We start from the raw sequence: 18,129 nt of genomic DNA, 5'->3' as shown, positions 1-18,129 counted from the left end.
TTTTATTTTGTGTTTGAAACGTTGTACGAATTTATAGATTTTTTATGATAAATTTTACAATTGAAACGCTTATGTTTAGTTTTTGGTCACACTTTTCAGTGCCAGTAAACAATCTGAAACTGAAAACTGCGACTGCGACTTAAAACTAAAAAATTATCCCAGCCATTTAATTAATGCTTCTTCAACACTTCCTTTCATAATTGGTTTAGAAATATAATCGTCCATTCCGGCAGAAATACATTTATTGCGTTCTTCTTTTTCGGCGCCAGCTGTAACGGCAATTATAGGGACATCACGACCTTTTTTAGTGTTTCTTATTGCTTTGGCAGTCTCATAACCGTTCATTATAGGCATCTGGATATCCATAAAAATAATGGTCGGATTGATTTTTTCAAATTGCTGAATGGCTTCATATCCATTTTCGCATTCAAAAATAAAAGCGTTGTTGTACAGATTTTTTATAATTGTTTTTAGAAGAAGCATATTTACTTTGTTATCTTCTACAATTAAAAAAGTAATATTATTGCCGTTTGTTTCAGTTTCATCCGAATCTAGGTCAATATTTAAACTTTTGAGTTCAGCATTGTATTTGTCATTAATGCTTTGATTGCTTGTTTTTAGAGCTAAATCAAAGAAAAAAGTGCTTCCTTCATCAATTTTGCTTTCTAGCTGTAAGCGGCTTTCCATTAATGCGAGCAATTGGTTGGATATAGTTAAACCCAATCCGGTTCCTCCAAATTTTCTGGTTGTAGAGCTGTCTTCTTGTAAAAAAGCTTTAAAAATTTTCTTCTGATTTTTTTCGAGAATACCAATTCCGGTGTCAATTACTGCAAAGCGGATAACACAATTGTTGTTATGATTCTTTTCTAAAACCGAAACGTTTAATTTAATAGAGCCTTCAGTTGTAAATTTTACCGCATTCGAGAGCAGGTTGATCAAAATTTGTTTGATTCGAACAATATCTGTCCAGATATATTTAGGTACATCAGGATCAATGTTCAATTCAAGTTTCAGATTCTTTTTATTAGATTCATAAATAATTAAATCAAAAACTTGTCCTAGTATTTTTTTAATATCATATAAGTCAATAAAAAGTTCCAGTTTTCCAGCTTCAATTTTTGAAAAATCCAAAATATCATTAATAATTTCAAGAAGAGAATGGGCCGACTGGTTAATTGTAGTCATGTATTTTTCTTGAATTTCCTCCAATTCTGTTTTCATTAATAAGTGTGTAAAACCAATAATTCCGTTTAATGGAGTTCTGATTTCGTGAGACATATTGGCTAAAAAGTCAGATTTAGATTTGCTCGCGGCTTCGGCCAATTGTTTCGCTTTTATAGCGTCTTCAATTTCTTTTTTGCTTGTAATGTCAAAATAAATACCGCCAACAAATTCAATTTCATCATCACGTTTAATTACATCTCCAAATTCTTCTATCCAAATAAACTCACCACTCTTGCGTTGAATGCGATATACATTATGCAAAGGTTTTCCGTTTTGCAGATTATCGATTTGATTGTTGATTACTTCATCTTTATCGTCAGGATGAATTAACGACAGAAAGGATAAATTATTTTCAATAAATTCGGATTTTGAATAGCCTGTAAGATTTAAGACTTCATCGTTTAAGAATATTTTGGTCGAAAAAGCATCAAATTTTGATAAGTAAACTGTTCCAGGAATATTGTTTGCGATCAATTTGAATTTTTCCTCGCTTTCGATAATTTTAGTTTCGTTTCGGTTTCTTTCTAATGCTGAAGAAATGTTATTTGCCAATACCTGAAAGATATTAATTTCATCTTCAGACCATTTTCTTTCAGCTGTGCAATCGTCAAAACCTATAAAACCAGTAAAAATATCATTAATATAGATGGGTAAAATTAGGATGGATTTAATTTCATTGTCAATCAGAAGTTTTTTGAAGAAACCGTCATTAAGATTTTGAGTTAATGTGTTTAGGATTTTTCTCTGCGATGCCACGTCATAAATTTCTCGCAGATTTTCTTCGGTCATAGATCGTAGCGGCGTAATTTGATGCGTAACACCTTCACGCGACCATTTGTATTTTTGGCTAACAGTATTATAGATTGGATCTTTTTCGTAGTAATACATATGATCTACCTTGGCCGCTTTTCCAATAATGTTGTATGTTTCCTGAAACATTTGGTGAGTGGTTTTGCTCAGCAGGAACTTTTCAGTACATAATGAAAGCGCAGATAAAAGCTGGCTTTTTAGCTCTAATTTTCTTTCTGCTTCTAAACGCATTTGAGAGGAAATGGCAAGCGAAATAACATCTGATATGGTTTTCGCATAATTGATGTCCTCATTATCCCATTCTCGTTTATGTTCAGTGCTTTCAAAACAAGCAACACCAGCTAATTGGCCCGTTAGGAAAATTGGCACATCAAGCATTGACTTAATGTTGTTTGTTGTAAAGTAAAGCTTTTGAAATTCAGATGTTTCCAATTTATTGAATACATCTGGCGCATTAATAATTGCTTTATTGTTTAGCGTTTCAAAATAGATAGGATACGATTCTTTATTTAGAATATTTTTGTCATTTAAACTCTGATTGTCAAGACTGAAAAGATTTTTACAAGTTATCAAATCATTGTCATACTTCCAGAAACTTACGCGATTGGCATTGCTTATCGAAGCAGCTTCCTTTAATATTAAATTGATAACAGTATCTAATTCATTGTATTTGCTAAAGTCTGTAGTGGATAGTTTTTTGGTCGAATTGTTATAGGCCTCAATTTTTTTAAGACGTCTTTTTTTCTCGTTTTCGATATTTTTTTTCTCCGTGACATCTCTCGCAATTCCAGAAAATCCGGTTGTTAATCCTAAATCATTCTTACGAACAATAATTTTTTGTGACATCCATATTTCTTCTCCATTTTTCTTTAAAATAGGGATTTCAATAATTGGATAATTACTTTCGTTAAGCACTAAATTTTCGTAAAAATCTACAGCACTATTAATGTAATTTTCATGGATGAAATTGGAGTAGTGTTTTTTTATTATTTCATTTTCAGCGTAACCTAGGGTTGAAATTCCAAATTCATTTATAAAAGTGAAATAACCTTCAGCATCAATTTCAAAAATTATATCAGTTGCTGTCTGGATTAGATTTTTATATTGATCCTGAACAATAACCTGTTCTGTAACATCTTGCCCAATGCTGATAATCAAATCATCTGAGAAGTTTTTATCTTTCCATTGAATGTATTTGTATTCGCCGTTTTGGGTTTTTAGCTTTCTAATGTAAAGTTTGTTTTCTTGATTTCTAACAGAATTCAATTTTTCTTCTGATTCTGAATCTTGTGGTAGTTCCCAAAACTTTAAACCCATAACTTCATCAGGCAGATATCCTAGAATAGGAGTTATAGTTTCGCTGCAAAAGAGTATTTCTCCTTTTTGGTTGGAGGCTATTGTAAGCGAATTTCCTTTGTGAACAATCTCATTTGCAAATCTAAAATTATCACGGTTGTTTAATAAAACTGCATATTTTACTTGGTTTATAATGAAAATTAGAATGCAGAAATTAAGCAGTAAGATAGAGGATTTTATAGGAATAAGTTGAAATGACAACGTTGTAATTAGAAAGACAAACGTTAAAGCAACAAAAGTCCAGTAAATTTTTATAGGCTTGAGGATGTTGTACGAAAAGAAAAAAGAAATAAGGAAAACAATAATCGGTACAACATCATTTCTTAAAGTAACAATGTTGTAAGCGACATAACTGATATAAATAAAGAAACAAGAAATAAAAATCTGCTGGATTTGGTCTCTTACCCATTTGATTCTATTTGTTACAGTGTAAATAAAAAGAACAAAAACGCCAATGAGAACATTGACTACCAGTAGACTTTTGGGTCTAATTTTGAAGATTTCATTTATAATTTCGATTACAATTACCGCAATACCAAAAAATAAAATATAAAGCTGGTATTCTCTGCTAATGGTATCTTGTTCTTTCTTTTTTTCTATGAAGTATCCAATTTTGGCTTTGATTTTGAAAAATTGATAAACCAAAAGCGACAGAAAGGCAAAGAGCGATAATCCTAAAACAATAAGTTTATGATTGTTGTAGAAAATGATATCAGGATTAAACACATACCATCCGGTCATAATTGTTTCAAAGGCACTTCCGCTAGCGGAAATTCCTGAAATAACCGAATTGAAAAAACTACAGTTTGCGACCATAGAATTTGGGGTATGTTGGTTAAGTAAATAGCTTTTTGAAAATGCTTAAAGAGAAGTGGTTAAGTTCCCCGTAAATAAGAATTTTCGATTTTAATCTACATTGTATTTTCCGATTGAATCAATTGAATCTTCTTCTTCAGATTGTGTTCCAAAAATGGCAAAATAAGTTGCATAAATCATAGAGCTGTTAAAAACAACTGTAAATATGATTCCAACGCAACAGCCAATAAAACCAACCATTGAACCGAGAAAACCTATGACAAAAAAGGCAAATATGTTAAGCGGATTTTTAGTAACGATAATAAAACTTGATTTTATGGCGTCAATTGCATTAATGTTTCCAAAGACAATTAATGGGATTGATAGATACATGAAGAAAGAAACGCTGAATGAAATAAGGTTTCCGACAAATAAAATTCCCGAGCTTTCTACTAAAGTAGCAAGAGCTGTACCTAATAAAGCAGGAAGAAAAGCGGCAACGAAAATTTGTCCAAAGTATGGAGCTTTGTAATAGCTGAAAATAGTTGAAACATTAAATTCTACATCTTTGTCTGCAGAATCGGCCATTTTAAGAAAACCAGCACCAAAAGGAGCTGTAATTCCTGCAACTACAGAAAGGGCAACAGTTTGTATTACAAGCTGAACAGCAGTGAATTGTTGGTTTTCTATGTCTTGAATGAAATCTTTCGTCAGTGCCTCGGCTCCAAAATAGGCAATCATTATACCCATAAAAGCTACAGCAGCAATAATGGAAAAGACTAAGATGATAAGTCCCGAGTAAAGAGCTATTTTTTTATAGTTTTCGAAAGCGTGATTAAAAACCGTAGCAAAATCAAGGGAATAGCCATTTTTTTTGATGTCCTCAATTTGGTCAAGTGTAGATTTCATTTTTATGTAAGATTGTTTTATAGACTTGTAATATTTGAAAGGTATCTTGACGTAAATATAATATTTTTAATCAATTCCTTATGAAAATCTACAAAACATTCCGAAATGTTTTTGACTAATTTATAGCCAGTCTAAAATTCGTTTTATGGAAGCCAGTTTATCTTTGTAGGGTGCATAGCGCATAGGCAAATCAAGCCAGTTTCCTTTTTTTACAATTGCTTTGTGATGAGAAAATGTATCGAAGCTTCGTTTGCCGTGGTAAGCCCCAATTCCGCTATGGCCGACACCGCCAAAAGGCAATCTGTTATTAGAAAAATGAATTACCGTATCGTTGATGCAACCGCCTCCAAAAGAATATTTTGAAAGCAATTGCTGTATGAAGGAATTATTTTCGCTAAAAATATAAAATGAAAGAGGTTTCTCATAGCGGCTAACGACCTTCTCGATATCATTTTCATTTTCGTAAATTAGAATTGGAAGAATAGGACCAAAGATTTCTTCTTTCATCACGGGGCTGTCCAAATCTGGCTCTTCAAGAAGTGTTGGCGCAATGTAAAGATTGTTGGCATCGCTTTCTCCTCCAAATAAAACATGTTCGTTTTGAATCATATTGGTTAGGCGGTACCAATTTTTGGTATTTATTATTCTAGCAAAATCAGGAGATTTGTCAATTTTTTTGCCGTAAGCTTTAATGATTTCTTCAATTAGATAAGAAATAAAATTAACCTTCATATTTTTCTGAATCAGAATATAGTCGGGCGCAATGCAAGTTTGGCCAGCATTGATAAATTTTCCCCAGACTATTCTTTTGGCAGCGAGTTTTAGATTGGCAGTTTCATCAATTATACATGGATTTTTTCCGCCCAATTCGAGAGTCACAGGAGTTAAATTTTCTGCGGCCGCTTTTGCAACAATTTTGCCCACAGCGACGCTTCCGGTAAAAAAGATATAATCCCAGCGCTGTGCCAGCAATTTATTCGAAACTTCAACACCGCCTTCATAAACTTCAACATGATTGATATGAAATGTTTTTTCTATAATTTTAGCAATTACGGCCGATGTATGAGGTGTAAGTTCAGATGGTTTTAAAACCACTCTGTTACCTGCAGCAACTGCAGCAACAAGAGGGCATAAAGCAAGCTGAAAAGGATAGTTCCATGGAGCAATAATCAAGACATCTCCATAAGGCTCTTTATAAATATAATCGCTCGAAGGGAAGTTAAGCAGTGACGGAAAAACGCGTTCAGGCTTGGACCATTTGCTAATGTTTTTTATAACATCTTTAAGTTCAGAAATGACATAGTTGGTCTCGGTCAAAACAGCTTCGAACTCTGGTTTTTTAAAGTCATCATACAAAGCTTTTACGATTAAATCTTCACTTTTCTGAATATTATACAATAACTTTTTTAGAGTTTCTTTTCGATATCCGATGTCGCTTTTAAAGTCCATTTTTCGATTAGCTTGTTTTTTTCTCCCTGCAAGTTAATCGATAAAATTTAAAAATTTAACAATTAAATCATAAAAATCATACAGCATTCCAAATCGGATCATCTGGAGTAGGAGCAATGATTGTGATATTCTCTTTTGAAACAGGGTGTATAAAAGTTAGTTTTCTGGCGTGAAGATGAATTCCGCCATCAGGATTGCTTCGGTCGGCGCCGTATTTTAAATCTCCTTTAATTGGCGATCCAATTGCGCTTAACTGAGCACGAATTTGATGATGACGCCCTGTATGCAAATTGATCTCCAGAGCCGTATAATTTTGAAGTTCTTTGATTATGGTATAATCCAAACTAGCTAGTTTACTGTCAGGTACTTCTTTTAAATGTGCTTTTGAAGTATTGTTTTTTTCGTTTCTTTTTAAATAATGAACCAACTTAGCTTTTGCTTCTTTTGGTTTATTTTTTACAACAGCCCAATATGTTTTTTTAGTTTCACGATTGCTGAACAATTCATTCATTCTCGACAACGCTTTACTAGTCCTTGCAAAAACCACAATTCCGGTTGTAGGACGATCCAAACGATGTATCACACCCAAAAAAACATCTCCAGGTTTATTGTATTTTGCTTTAATATATTCTTTTACAACATCAGACAAAGGTTTGTCGCCTGTTTTATCTCCCTGCACAATATCTCCTACACGTTTATTGACCACGATAATGTGATTGTCTTCGTGTAAAATTTGGAGATTATTTTTATCTGAAACAATTTTCATTTTGAGAATTTCGAATTATATGGAAAGATTTGGCTAAAGCCTTTTAGAGATCCAAAAAAAGATACCTCCAGCTAAAGCTGGAGGCAATTTATAAAACCTTTGAACCTTTGTTACTTTGCCTCTTTGAACCTAAAACCTTAGAATCTTAGCAACTCAGAACTTTAGTATCTAAAAAAATTAATATTGTTCCTTTTCGTTCGGGAAATCACTAGACTTAACATCTGCAGCATACTGCCCAATTGCTTTTGTCATTTCTTCGTAAAGATTTAAGTAGCGACGTAAAAAGCGCGGACTGAATTCGTTGTTCATTCCCAACATATCGTGAATTACTAAAACTTGACCGTCAACACCACCTCCGGCACCAATTCCGATAACTGGAATCGAAATACTTTCGGCTACTTTTTTAGCAAGAGCTGCTGGAATTTTTTCCAAAACAACTGCAAAACATCCTACCTTTTCAAGCATTTGAGCATCTTCGATTAACTTCTCAGCTTCTTCTTCTTCTTTAGCGCGAACAGTATAAGTTCCGAATTTATAGATAGATTGAGGAGTTAGTCCTAAATGTCCCATAACTGGGATTCCAGCATTTAATATTTTTTTGATAGACTCTTTAATTTCTTTTCCACCTTCCAGTTTTACAGCATGCGCACCACTTTCTTTCATGATTCTGATAGAAGAACGCAAAGCTTCTTTTGAATCTGATTGATAACTTCCGAAAGGCAAGTCAACTACAACCAAACCTCTATCTACAGCACGAACTACAGAAGAAGCATGATAAATCATCTGATCTAAAGTAATAGGCAGGGTAGTTTCGTGACCAGCCATTACGTTTGATGCCGAATCACCAACTAAAATTACATCAATACCAGCGGTATCAACAATTTTAGCCATTGTATAATCGTACGCCGTCAGCATAGAGATTTTTTCTCCATTGCTTTTCATTTCAATTAATGACTTTGTTGTGATTCTTTTATAATCTTTTTTTGCTACTGACATTTTATTGTTTTTTTGATAATGTAAAAGTATTGAATAATTGTAAAAAGGGAATTAGCAATTATAGAATATTTCGAGAGAAAATGGTTTTCGGTCTTTAAATCCTAATAGAAATGGATTGTTTCCTATTACAATAGAGTAATTGTGTAGTGATTTTAATATTTTTTGCCACGAATTTCTCCAATTTTCACGAATTACTTTTGTATTTAAATTAGTGCTAATTCGAGGAATTCGTGGCAAACTTTAAATTTTAACAATCAGCCATATTTACGGCAACTGCAAGACCTCCTTCAGAAGTTTCTTTGTATTTTGAATTCATATCTTTTGCTGTTTCCCACATTGTGTTAATCACTTTGTCTAAAGGAACTTTAGCATTTTTAGAATCTGTTTCTAAGGCCAATTCAGCAGCGTTTATTGCTTTGATGGCACCCATTGTATTTCTTTCTATGCATGGAATTTGAACCAAACCTCCAATAGGATCGCAGGTTAAACCTAAATGATGTTCCATTGCGATTTCAGCAGCCATAAGAACCTGAGCAGGAGTTCCGCCCATCAATTCGCATAAAGCTCCTGCTGCCATTGCAGAAGAAACGCCAATTTCAGCCTGACATCCGCCCATTGCTGCAGAAATAGTAGACCCTTTTTTAAAGATACTTCCAATTTCGCCAGCAACCATCAAAAATTGTTTGATTTCTTTTTCGCCTGCACTATGATTTTCAATCACCATATAATACATTAAAACGGCCGGAATTACTCCAGAACTTCCGTTAGTAGGAGCAGTAACCACACGTCCTAAAGACGCATTTACTTCATTTACGGCAAGGGCAAAACAGCTAACCCATTTTAGAATCTGGCGGAATTTAACTTCAGTTTTTCTGATTTCTTCCAGCCAGCTCTGCGGATCGGTATAATTAGACAATCCAATTAGGTTTTGGTGCATATCAAAAGCTCTTCTACGAACATGTAGCCCGCCAGGAAGAATTCCTTCAGAGTGACAGCCTATGTACATGCATTCTAGCATTGTATTCCAAATACGCATTAGTTCAGAATGTACTTCGGCTTCTGGGCGCATTGAAATTTCATTTTGATATACAATTTCAGAAATTGATTTATTTTCAGTAATCGTATAATTCAATAATTCGGCTGCGTTTTGAATTGGGAAAGGAAACGCACATTTTATTGCTTTTTTTTCTTTAGCATTGGTACGCTCTTCTTTTACAACAAATCCGCCTCCGATAGAATAAAAAGTAGATTCGTATTCTGAATCATCAGATTTGTATGCTGTAAATTTTAATCCATTGGCATGGAACGGAAGAAAATCTTTGTTGAAAACAATGTCTTGAAGAAAAAAGAAAGGAATCACTTTTTGGTTCCCCAAATTGATCTCGTTTGTTGTTTCTATCTTTTTAACAATTCCCGCAATATCATCCACAGGAATATATTCAGGATCTTGTCCGCTCAATCCGAGCATTACGGCAAGATCTGTTGCGTGGCCTTTTCCAGTTAAAGAAAGTGAGCCATATAAGTCGACTTTTACTCTTGTAATGTCGTCTAAAATTGCTTCGTCTTTGAGCTCTTCAAGAAAACGTTCGGCAGCGCGCCAAGGACCTAAAGTATGTGAGCTTGAAGGGCCAACGCCAATTTTAAGCATATCAAAAACAGAGATACATTCTTCCATTGTTTAGTTTTTGTTAAGACAAAGATAATCGAATAATGCAACGATGATTTATTTTTTAATGTTAATCTTGCGTATTTGTTAAAAAAAATATTAAAATTTAATAATTCGGCAACGAAATAAATTTAAAACCTTAATATGCGGTTTCCGTAAAAAGTTCGTCTTTTTTCGGTATTTTTGTAGAAGAACGAGCAACATTGCTAGATTCTCTTTTATTAATACTTCATGGATTTTGTTTTAATTCTGAAAAATGTCTTTTTACAAATTACAATGCCACAAGAAGATAAAGTTACTATATGATAGAATTTTTCAGACATCTATTACAAGAATTCGAATTACCTTTAAGCAACCCCGTATTGATTTTTTCGTTAATACTTTTTATAATTCTGCTTTCGCCGATTTTGCTTAAAAAGATTAATATTCCAGGAATTATCGGACTTATTATTTCGGGTGTTATTATTGGCCCGCATGGATTAAATATTTTGGCAAAAAACTCTGCCGTAGATCTCTTTTCGACAATTGGGCTTTTGTATATCATGTTTATTGCAGGACTAGAATTGGATATGAATGAGTTTAAAGCCAATAGAAATAAGAGTTTGCTCTTTGGTCTTTTTACTTTTATTTTACCGCTTTCCATCGGATTTCCAGTTTGCTTTTATTTGCTTCAATACGATTTTAATGCCAGTTTCTTAACGGCAAGCATGTTTGCAACACATACTTTGGTGGCTTATCCGATTGTGAGCAAATTAGGAATTGCCAAAAATCAGGCAGTTGCTATTACTGTTGGCGGAACTATTTTGACCGATACAGCAGTTTTGATTATTCTTGCAGTAATTATGGGAAGTAGTCAGGGAAATTTAAATCAGGCATTTTGGGTTAAACTGATAGTTTCTTTAGCTATTTTTTCTGCCATAATGTTTATGATTATTCCACGTATTGCAAAATGGTTTTTTAAGAAACTGGAAAGTGAAAAACATGCCCATTATATTTTTGTGCTTTCAGTGGTTTTCTTTGCAGCCTTTTTGGCCGAAGTAGCAGGAGTAGAGCCTATTATTGGGGCTTTCGTAGCGGGTCTGGCATTAAATCCTTTAATTCCGCATTCTTCAGCTTTGATGAATAGAATTGAGTTTATCGGAAATTCATTATTTATTCCATTTTTCTTGATTTCTGTGGGAATGTTAGTTGATGTAAGCGTTATTTTGAGCGGTCCAACGGCTTTAATTGTAGCAGGAACTTTGAGTGTTGTTGCCATATTTGGAAAATGGATTGCAGCCTTTTTTACTCAAATTGTTTTTAAATACACCAGAACAGAAAGACAGCTTATTTTCGGGTTGAGCAGTGCGCACGCGGCGGCAACTTTGGCGGTAATTCTGGTTGGTTATAAAGCAAAAATTTTAGACGAAAATATCTTGAACGGAACTATTATCCTAATTCTGATTACGTGTATAGTGGCTTCATTTGCAACCGAAAAAGCGGCAAAGAAAATCGCAATCTGCGAAGAAGAGTTTTCTCATGAAGATACAGGAAGAGATCAAATTTTAGATGAACATATTTTGATTCCGTTGGCTAAAACTTCTGCGGCAGCGAGTCTGTTAGATTTTGCACTTTTGATAAAAGATAAAAAATCATCTAACCCGATTACTTTATTGACGATTGTTCCGAATAATAATCAGGCAGAAAAAAATATTTTGAAATACAGAAAAGCGGCTGATAAATTTGTTATTCAGGGGTCAGCTTCAGAAGTTAAAATCAATACCATTGCCAGAATTGACCATAATCCTGCTAGTGGAATTGCGAGAACATCCAAAGAAATCATGTCTGATATTGTGATTGTCGGATGGCCTAGAAAAACAGGTTTTATTGATAAAATTTTCGGAGAAAATGTGGATTCAATCATCAATAATGTTGATAAGAGTTTGTTTATCTGCAGATTCCAAAAGAATTTTATCGAAGAAAAAAGACTGGTTTTTATCTGTCCTCCATTTTCTGAAAGAGGAGTAGGATTTCATTTATTGCTTCAGAAAATATGCCGTTTATCACAGGAATTAAGTATTCCGATTGTGGTTTATGCTGAATATAAAACTCATGAAACTATTCAGCAAATTGCCAATAATTTGAAATTGAACGCTAAACTAGGATTTAAAAATGTTTCTGATTGGGAAGATTTTGAAAGTATTTCAGACGAAATAAAAACAACCGATTTGGTAGTTTTTAACCTTTCAAGAAAAGGTTCTGTTTCCTATCAATCCATTTTTGATAAACTGCCACAAAAGTTTGAAAAATATTTCAACGATAACAATGTGATTTTGGTTTATCCGCAAGACGATAGAAAAGAAAGTTCAATGGATGCGTATGAAGATTTTACATCATCGCCTTTAGCAAAAGGAATCGAAGCCATAGAACAGATCGGACGAGGTATTGGAAGTATTTTGAAGAAAAATTAAATTTCATTTTTATGAAAGTTTCGGGCACGATATTATTTTTTGCTTTCGTTTCTGTTTTTTTGAGCTGTACAAGTAAAGTAAAACAAGAATCAGACTTAAATTATCATAAGAATGATAGCGTTGCAAAATTTGTAAAAGAAGAACAGCCTGAAAGTTTTGAAGAATTCAATAAAAAGTTTCATTCAGATTCGCTTTTTCAGGTTTCTAGAGTTGATTTTCCTATTGAAGGAAAGCATGTCGCTGGTTTTGAGCAATACAATTGGACACGCAAGAACTGGCAGTTTCAAGCAATTCCGGTTGCAGAAAAAACTGAAATTGGAGAATATCAGCATTCATTGGTAAAAACGGATACTTTAATTACCGAGAAATTTTGGATTGATAACAGCGGTTTTGAAGTGGAAAGACAATTTAAACTGATCAAAAATAAATGGGTTTTAATTTATTATAACGACATAAATTTATAGTAAAATGAATCACAAAATCAAATCAATCAGACCTTTTATTGGAGCTAAAAATTTTGAAACTTCAAGAAGCTTCTATCGTGATTTAGGATTTGAAGAAACGGTTTTAGAATCTAATTTTTCAGTTTTTAAAACGGGAGAAATCGCTTTTTATCTTCAAGATTATTATGATAAAAACTGGATCGAAAATACCATGATTTTTGTCGAAGTTGATGATGTCGAACGATATTATAGTGAGCTTTCAGCTTTAAATCTTTCCCAAAAATATGAAGGAGTAAAATTGACCCCAATAAAATATCTAGATTGGGGAAGCGAATGTTTTCTGCATGATCCTTCAGGAGTTTTATGGCATTTTGGGAAATTTAAATAAACAGCATTCTTTTTTTCTACGAACTTATTTTTAATAAAAATTAATGGAAATTAGTGAAATTCGCGGCAAGCAAAAAAATCATCTCAATCCAAAATCTCCTAAAATACGAGTAGTGTTTTTTCGCTGATACCAGTCATTATAAACCAGTTCTAGATTTTTGACTTCAAATTCTCCAAAATCATAATCACGGAATTTTTCTGCAATTTCTATTATTTTTTTCGGATTTTGAAGTTTTTCCTGAAAACGCATTATGGTAGAATGCGCTGTTGAAATTTCGTATCGGCTGTCTATAGATTGCTGTAATCCCGAATTTTTAAAATTCTCTCTAAGTCTATTTCGCAAATTATTCAACGTTTCGTCACTTGGAAACCCCTGAATCATAATTGCCGAAGGAGAAGCAGTTATGCCTTTGTAATGAATTTTTATTTTCTCTACATCAACCATACTTCTGCAGATTACCTCAATATATTCGTTTGGAGAAATCTGATTTAAAGTAAATTTATCCGAACAAGAAATAATCGACATTACTGTAATATGAATATCTGAATCGGGATAAAAATACTGCTCTGGTTCTGCTTTTTTCAATTCATTGATAAATGACTGAATATTAGCTTTAATTTCATCATTTGGACGAATAAGCAGCGTGATTCCAAAACGGGAATCGGATTCATTTTTAAGCTCAGAATCGATAGCGTATTTTCCTGCCGAAATTGCTTCAGAAGATGTTTTGTAAAGTTGGTTGTAATGTTCGGTTAAATTCATTTCTATACGTTATTCTGCTTCAAAAATAGATTTTAAAAGCTTTTGCAAATCATGTTTATTGTTTTCTCCGCCACCTTTCCATTTCCCAATAATAATGCCGTTTTTATCAATAAGAACTTTGTGAGGGATTCCGCTAACGAAATAATCTTTATCTATAGAACTGTTATTTTCTAAAATTGAAATGTGTTTCCAAGATTCGATTTTGTCTTTTTCAATGGCCTTTTTCCAAGCATCTGATTTTTCATCTTTTGTAACGCTTATAATTTCAAAGCCTAGTGATTTATAATTTTTGTATAACTCTCTAATGTAAGGTAACTCTTCACGGCAAGGAGCACACCAGCTAGCCCAGAAGTCAATTAAAACATATTGTTTGTTTTTAAAATCGGCAAGCGAAACGTCTTTGTTATCAATGTCTTTCAGATTAAAGTAGGGGGCAGGACTTCCAACTTTACTTTGTTTAAAGTACTTTAGTTTCTCAGACATTTCTTGTCCTTTTTCAGAATTCCTTATTTCTAGCGTAAAATTTTCAAAAACTTCTACGAAAGTGTCGTAAAAATTCATTCCAATAAAACGGCTAACATGAACTCGTATCAGTTGTAAAGCACGGTAGGAATTAGGGTGGTTTTTAGCAAAAACAAAATCAAGTTTTAATTCTTCAATATCATTTTGATCTTTCGCATTTTCTAATTCATCTAAACGAAGGTTTAGTCGATTTTTGATAATGGAGTCTTTTTCAATTTCAATTTTTGAATATACTTCCTTTTGCAGTTTTATGATTGAATCGCGAACTTTTTTTGTGGGTTTGTGAAGTTCTAAAATTTCTTTGTCAATTGCAGCTTCCTCTTGAGCAAAAGTCCAATGACTTATAAAAAAGGTAAAAAGTAAAAAAAGAATATTTATTTTTTTCATTATATAAGACTTTGTAATTGATAAGAAAATTAGGAATTGAAATTATTTCTTTTTCACTTTTTCAAGATTCTCTTTCACTCTAAATTTGACAATTTCAGTAATTAAATCATAAGGCATTGGATCTTTTAAAGGAAACTGTACAGAGCCTTTTCCTGATTTATATTTAGAAAGTTTTGCTGCAAAAGTCTCGTGTCCGCTTGGTAAAGCATAAAGTCCAATATGGTTTTTAAACGCCGCAAAATAAACCACAATCCCATTTTGCTCAAAAGCCGGCATCGAATAACTTATTTTTTCTTTAGCATCTGGCGCTGCTTTCTGAATTGTCATTCTAACTTTTTCCAAAATCTCCTGAACATCATTAGGAAATGCACCAATGTATTGGTCTATATTCTCCGGTTTTTTCGTTTCCATGTTGTTTTTTTTGTTTCAAGTTTAACGTTTCGAGTTGACTTTCTTTGCGGTTAAATTTTTTACGCAGAGTTCGCTAAGATATTTTAATTAGAAGCTTAAGCTGAATCTATATATTAAGTTCGCAGAGCTTTATCTATATAATGCTTGGCGAACTTTTCATTTTAATGATTCTCAAAAAAAACTTTGTGTTCTTTGCGTTCCCGATAACTATCGGGATTGCGCTCTTTGCGGTAAAAATAAATACCCACACTTTGCAGTTAAATCACACTTAAGCTAATCCCTTTGGAAAACGATCCAGAACCAAATTCAATCGTAAATTATGCTCCAAATAAGCTTTTGCTCCAGCCAAAACCAAAGTAAAACCTTCAGTTGAATTTCGAACCTGATCTATTATTTTATCTGTGTCACCATGAAAACCAGAATTGGTAATGCTCACAAAAGTTTCATTTTCGTTTAACGGACTAAAAATCCATTCTACCAGAGTAATTTCGTCAGGATTTCCCCATTCTATGACAATCTTTTTATTTTCTTGAATAACAAGTGCGGTAACAGAAAGAGAGAAACCATACATTTCCCAAGTCCATTCGGTCTTTTGGTTTTCTTCTAATTTTCCCGATCCTTTTGTAAACCAAAATTTACTGGTAAGCTGCGGATCAATAAAAGCCTGAAAAACTTCTGAAACAGGTTTCCGAATCAGCATTTCAGCCTTTGCATATTTGTTGTTTTCTGTTTTCATTTTTTTTTAGGTTAGATGTAGTTTGTTAGAAGTCTAAAAGTAAATTTTAAGTCGATTTACTTTTGAACTTCTAATTTAGGAATTCAGATATTAATATGTGCTAAAATTTAATTAAAATATAAATCCGGCGATTAAATTAACAGAATTTGTTTTTATTGATTGATCAGTTGGCATAGTAGCTTTAGAAATGTCTGTTAAACCTAAATTTTCTCGTAATTCAATATAAATATTATGATTGTCATTTAGTTTAAATTCTTTTCCGAATCCAGCTGAAAGTCCAAAATCCATTGATTTTCTGTATTTTGTATCTTCTAAATTCTCATCTGAATTTTGCATGCCAGAAGTTTCATATTTCCAACCAGACTTAAGCAAATAACCTAAATAAGGTCCTCCATTAATATAAAAGCTCTTATTATGGGTAAAACTGAATTTTAACATGATCGGAAGCGTGATATAATTCAAATAGTTAGTTGTTTTAATACTATAACGGTTATATGATATATCGGAAATATAATTAACTTCTCCTTTTGAAACTTGTGTTTTTCTGTCGTAATCCAAATCTGCTTTTAAGGATAGACTTTCATTCAGTTTGTATAGTAATGAAACTCCAAATAAATAAGAAAAGCCAGGGTCTTCATCTATAAAAGATTCGTAGCCTCTAAAACTTGAGTAAGTTAAACCTGCTTGCACTCCAAATTTAAATTTTGATTCTTGTGCAGTTGTTTTGAATGTGATTAAAGTAATTGTAAAAAGGAGTAGAGTAATTTTTCTCATTTAGTAATTGGCTAGTTAATTTTGAAGGGCGAATATATGTAATTAGCTTTTACTATTGTAATTAAACCTTCTTTTTATCAATCCATTTTCCAACGGTTGGAGCAACGTAATTTTTCATCTTATCGAGCAAATCATCTATATGATCGCTAACTAAGAGCATTTCTCGATTAACTTCTTTCAGTAATCCTTTTTCTGTCATGGTTTGCAGTAAAGTTATTAAAGCATCATAATAGCCATTTACGTTCAAAACAGCTATTGGCTTCTTATGTAATCCTAGTTGAGCCCAAGTCAGCATTTCAAAGAGTTCTTCGAGAGTTCCAAAACCTCCAGGAAGTGCAATTACACCATCGCATAAATCGTTCATTTTGGTTTTTCTCTCGTGCATGCTTTCTACCAAAATTAATTCGGTTAAACCTAAATGAGCAATTTCTTTAGATCGTAAAAAATTCGGAAGCACTCCAATTACTTTTCCGCCAGCATTTAAAGCTCCGTCTGCAACTGCACCCATCAAACCTACATTTGCGCCTCCATAAACTAATTCTATATTTTGTTCGGCTAAAGTTCTGCCTAAAGCTGTTGCTTGTTCTTCGTAAATCTTTTCAGTGCCAAAACTAGAGGCACAGAAAACAGTTATTCTTTTCATTTTTCTTTTTTTTATTTTGAGAAGGAAAAGTTTCAAGAAGAAAGAGACAAGAGAATTTTTCCAGCCTCTTTCTTCTTGCCTCTTTCTTCTTTTATTTATTCTTTTTTCTTCAACTCATATTCAAAATAAGGCACTTCTGCACCATTAACGGTAAATGTCAGTTCGTTGATTTTTTCTGCTCCTAATTTCAAAACGGCTTTTTGAGAACGGAAATTTTCTGCGCCAATATGAAAAAGTACAGAGTCAACATGTTGGAAAGCATAATCCATCATTAATTTTTTGTTTGACTTATTATATGGCCCTCCCCAATATTTTCTTGTAATAAAAGTGTATCCAATTCCAACACTTGATTTTTCGGGATTGTAGTCATAAAAACTTGTTGTTCCCATTACTTCATTGGTTTGTTTGTCAAGAATTAAGAACGGACTTTTTGTAATTATAATGTCAAAAAAAGTTTTAAAACCTTCTTTTGTATATCGGTCTTTTGCAGGATTCTGTTCCCAAATCAAAGGGTCGGAAGCAGCTTCAAACAGTGCATCAAAATGTTTTTCTTCTAGGGGAATTAACTTTGAGATTTCGTTTTCTAAGAAATCTGGCTGTAAATTGAAATTTGATGTTTGCATTTTTATGTTTTTTTTGTGG

The 18,129-nt window shown here is 33.0% G+C and carries 16 protein-coding genes; 3 read left to right on the top strand and 13 right to left on the bottom strand.

Annotated elements, in window-relative coordinates; translation table 11 throughout:
• Positions 1 to 153: 153 nt before the first annotated feature.
• From RB618_RS12310 to RB618_RS12285, 6 genes are all read right to left on the bottom strand, one after another.
• Positions 154 to 4,206, bottom strand: coding sequence for a PAS domain S-box protein (locus RB618_RS12310; protein ID WP_308068991.1), 4,053 nt, complete (start codon positions 4,204 to 4,206; stop codon positions 154 to 156).
• Positions 4,207 to 4,296: 90 nt separating this feature from the next.
• The gene (locus RB618_RS12305) at positions 4,297 to 5,094 is read right to left on the bottom strand and encodes a hypothetical protein (protein ID WP_308068990.1); all 798 of its coding nucleotides are present in this window, start codon (positions 5,092 to 5,094) and stop codon (positions 4,297 to 4,299) included.
• A 120-nt stretch (positions 5,095 to 5,214) separates the two neighbouring features.
• Positions 5,215 to 6,543: an aldehyde dehydrogenase gene (locus RB618_RS12300; RefSeq protein ID WP_308068989.1), complete on the bottom strand. Its 1,329-nt coding sequence runs from the start codon at positions 6,541 to 6,543 to the stop codon at positions 5,215 to 5,217.
• 76 nt (positions 6,544 to 6,619) lie between these two features.
• A complete protein-coding gene (locus RB618_RS12295; RefSeq protein WP_308068988.1) occupies positions 6,620 to 7,309 on the bottom strand; it encodes an RNA pseudouridine synthase in 690 nt (229 codons plus the stop codon).
• A 177-nt stretch (positions 7,310 to 7,486) separates the two neighbouring features.
• The gene (gene panB, locus RB618_RS12290) at positions 7,487 to 8,305 is read right to left on the bottom strand and encodes a 3-methyl-2-oxobutanoate hydroxymethyltransferase (RefSeq protein ID WP_308068987.1); all 819 of its coding nucleotides are present in this window, start codon (positions 8,303 to 8,305) and stop codon (positions 7,487 to 7,489) included.
• Positions 8,306 to 8,552: 247 nt separating this feature from the next.
• Positions 8,553 to 9,980 carry an L-serine ammonia-lyase gene (locus RB618_RS12285; RefSeq protein WP_308068986.1) on the bottom strand — a complete coding sequence of 476 codons (1,428 nt, stop codon included), beginning with the start codon at positions 9,978 to 9,980 and terminating at the stop codon, positions 8,553 to 8,555.
• A gap of 293 nt (positions 9,981 to 10,273) precedes the next feature.
• Between RB618_RS12285 and RB618_RS12280 the strand changes: the two genes are divergently transcribed.
• Genes RB618_RS12280 through RB618_RS12270 form a run of 3 tightly spaced genes read left to right on the top strand, consistent with a single transcriptional unit; the run spans position 10,274 to position 13,252 of the window.
• On the top strand, positions 10,274 to 12,421 hold the full coding sequence (locus RB618_RS12280; RefSeq protein ID WP_308068985.1) for a cation:proton antiporter: 2,148 nt from the start codon (positions 10,274 to 10,276) through the stop codon (positions 12,419 to 12,421).
• 11 nt (positions 12,422 to 12,432) lie between these two features.
• Positions 12,433 to 12,885 carry a hypothetical protein gene (locus tag RB618_RS12275; protein WP_308068984.1) on the top strand — a complete coding sequence of 151 codons (453 nt, stop codon included), beginning with the start codon at positions 12,433 to 12,435 and terminating at the stop codon, positions 12,883 to 12,885.
• A gap of 4 nt (positions 12,886 to 12,889) precedes the next feature.
• A complete protein-coding gene (locus RB618_RS12270; protein ID WP_308068983.1) occupies positions 12,890 to 13,252 on the top strand; it encodes a VOC family protein in 363 nt (120 codons plus the stop codon).
• Positions 13,253 to 13,330: 78 nt separating this feature from the next.
• Here RB618_RS12270 and RB618_RS12265 read toward each other — a convergent pair whose 3' ends face one another.
• The 7 genes from RB618_RS12265 to RB618_RS12235 form a co-directional block, all read right to left on the bottom strand.
• A complete protein-coding gene (locus tag RB618_RS12265) occupies positions 13,331 to 14,014 on the bottom strand; it encodes a 2'-5' RNA ligase family protein (RefSeq protein WP_308068982.1) in 684 nt (227 codons plus the stop codon).
• Positions 14,015 to 14,023: 9 nt separating this feature from the next.
• Positions 14,024 to 14,923: a TlpA disulfide reductase family protein gene (locus tag RB618_RS12260; protein WP_308068981.1), complete on the bottom strand. Its 900-nt coding sequence runs from the start codon at positions 14,921 to 14,923 to the stop codon at positions 14,024 to 14,026.
• A 42-nt stretch (positions 14,924 to 14,965) separates the two neighbouring features.
• A complete protein-coding gene (locus tag RB618_RS12255) occupies positions 14,966 to 15,334 on the bottom strand; it encodes a DUF1801 domain-containing protein (protein WP_308068980.1) in 369 nt (122 codons plus the stop codon).
• A gap of 268 nt (positions 15,335 to 15,602) precedes the next feature.
• Complete coding sequence (locus RB618_RS12250) at positions 15,603 to 16,070, bottom strand: SRPBCC family protein (protein WP_308068979.1); 468 nt, start codon at positions 16,068 to 16,070, stop codon at positions 15,603 to 15,605.
• 111 nt (positions 16,071 to 16,181) lie between these two features.
• Positions 16,182 to 16,844, bottom strand: coding sequence for a porin family protein (locus RB618_RS12245; RefSeq protein ID WP_308068978.1), 663 nt, complete (start codon positions 16,842 to 16,844; stop codon positions 16,182 to 16,184).
• 61 nt (positions 16,845 to 16,905) lie between these two features.
• Positions 16,906 to 17,487: a TIGR00730 family Rossman fold protein gene (locus RB618_RS12240; RefSeq protein ID WP_308068977.1), complete on the bottom strand. Its 582-nt coding sequence runs from the start codon at positions 17,485 to 17,487 to the stop codon at positions 16,906 to 16,908.
• A gap of 95 nt (positions 17,488 to 17,582) precedes the next feature.
• The gene (locus RB618_RS12235; protein ID WP_308068976.1) at positions 17,583 to 18,110 is read right to left on the bottom strand and encodes a GNAT family N-acetyltransferase; all 528 of its coding nucleotides are present in this window, start codon (positions 18,108 to 18,110) and stop codon (positions 17,583 to 17,585) included.
• Positions 18,111 to 18,129 lie beyond the last annotated feature (19 nt).

This window comes from Flavobacterium sp. LHD-85 (assembly GCF_030929595.1).
GTDB lineage: Bacteria > Bacteroidota > Bacteroidia > Flavobacteriales > Flavobacteriaceae > Flavobacterium.
This window is presented reverse-complemented; position numbering and strand designations above follow the sequence as displayed.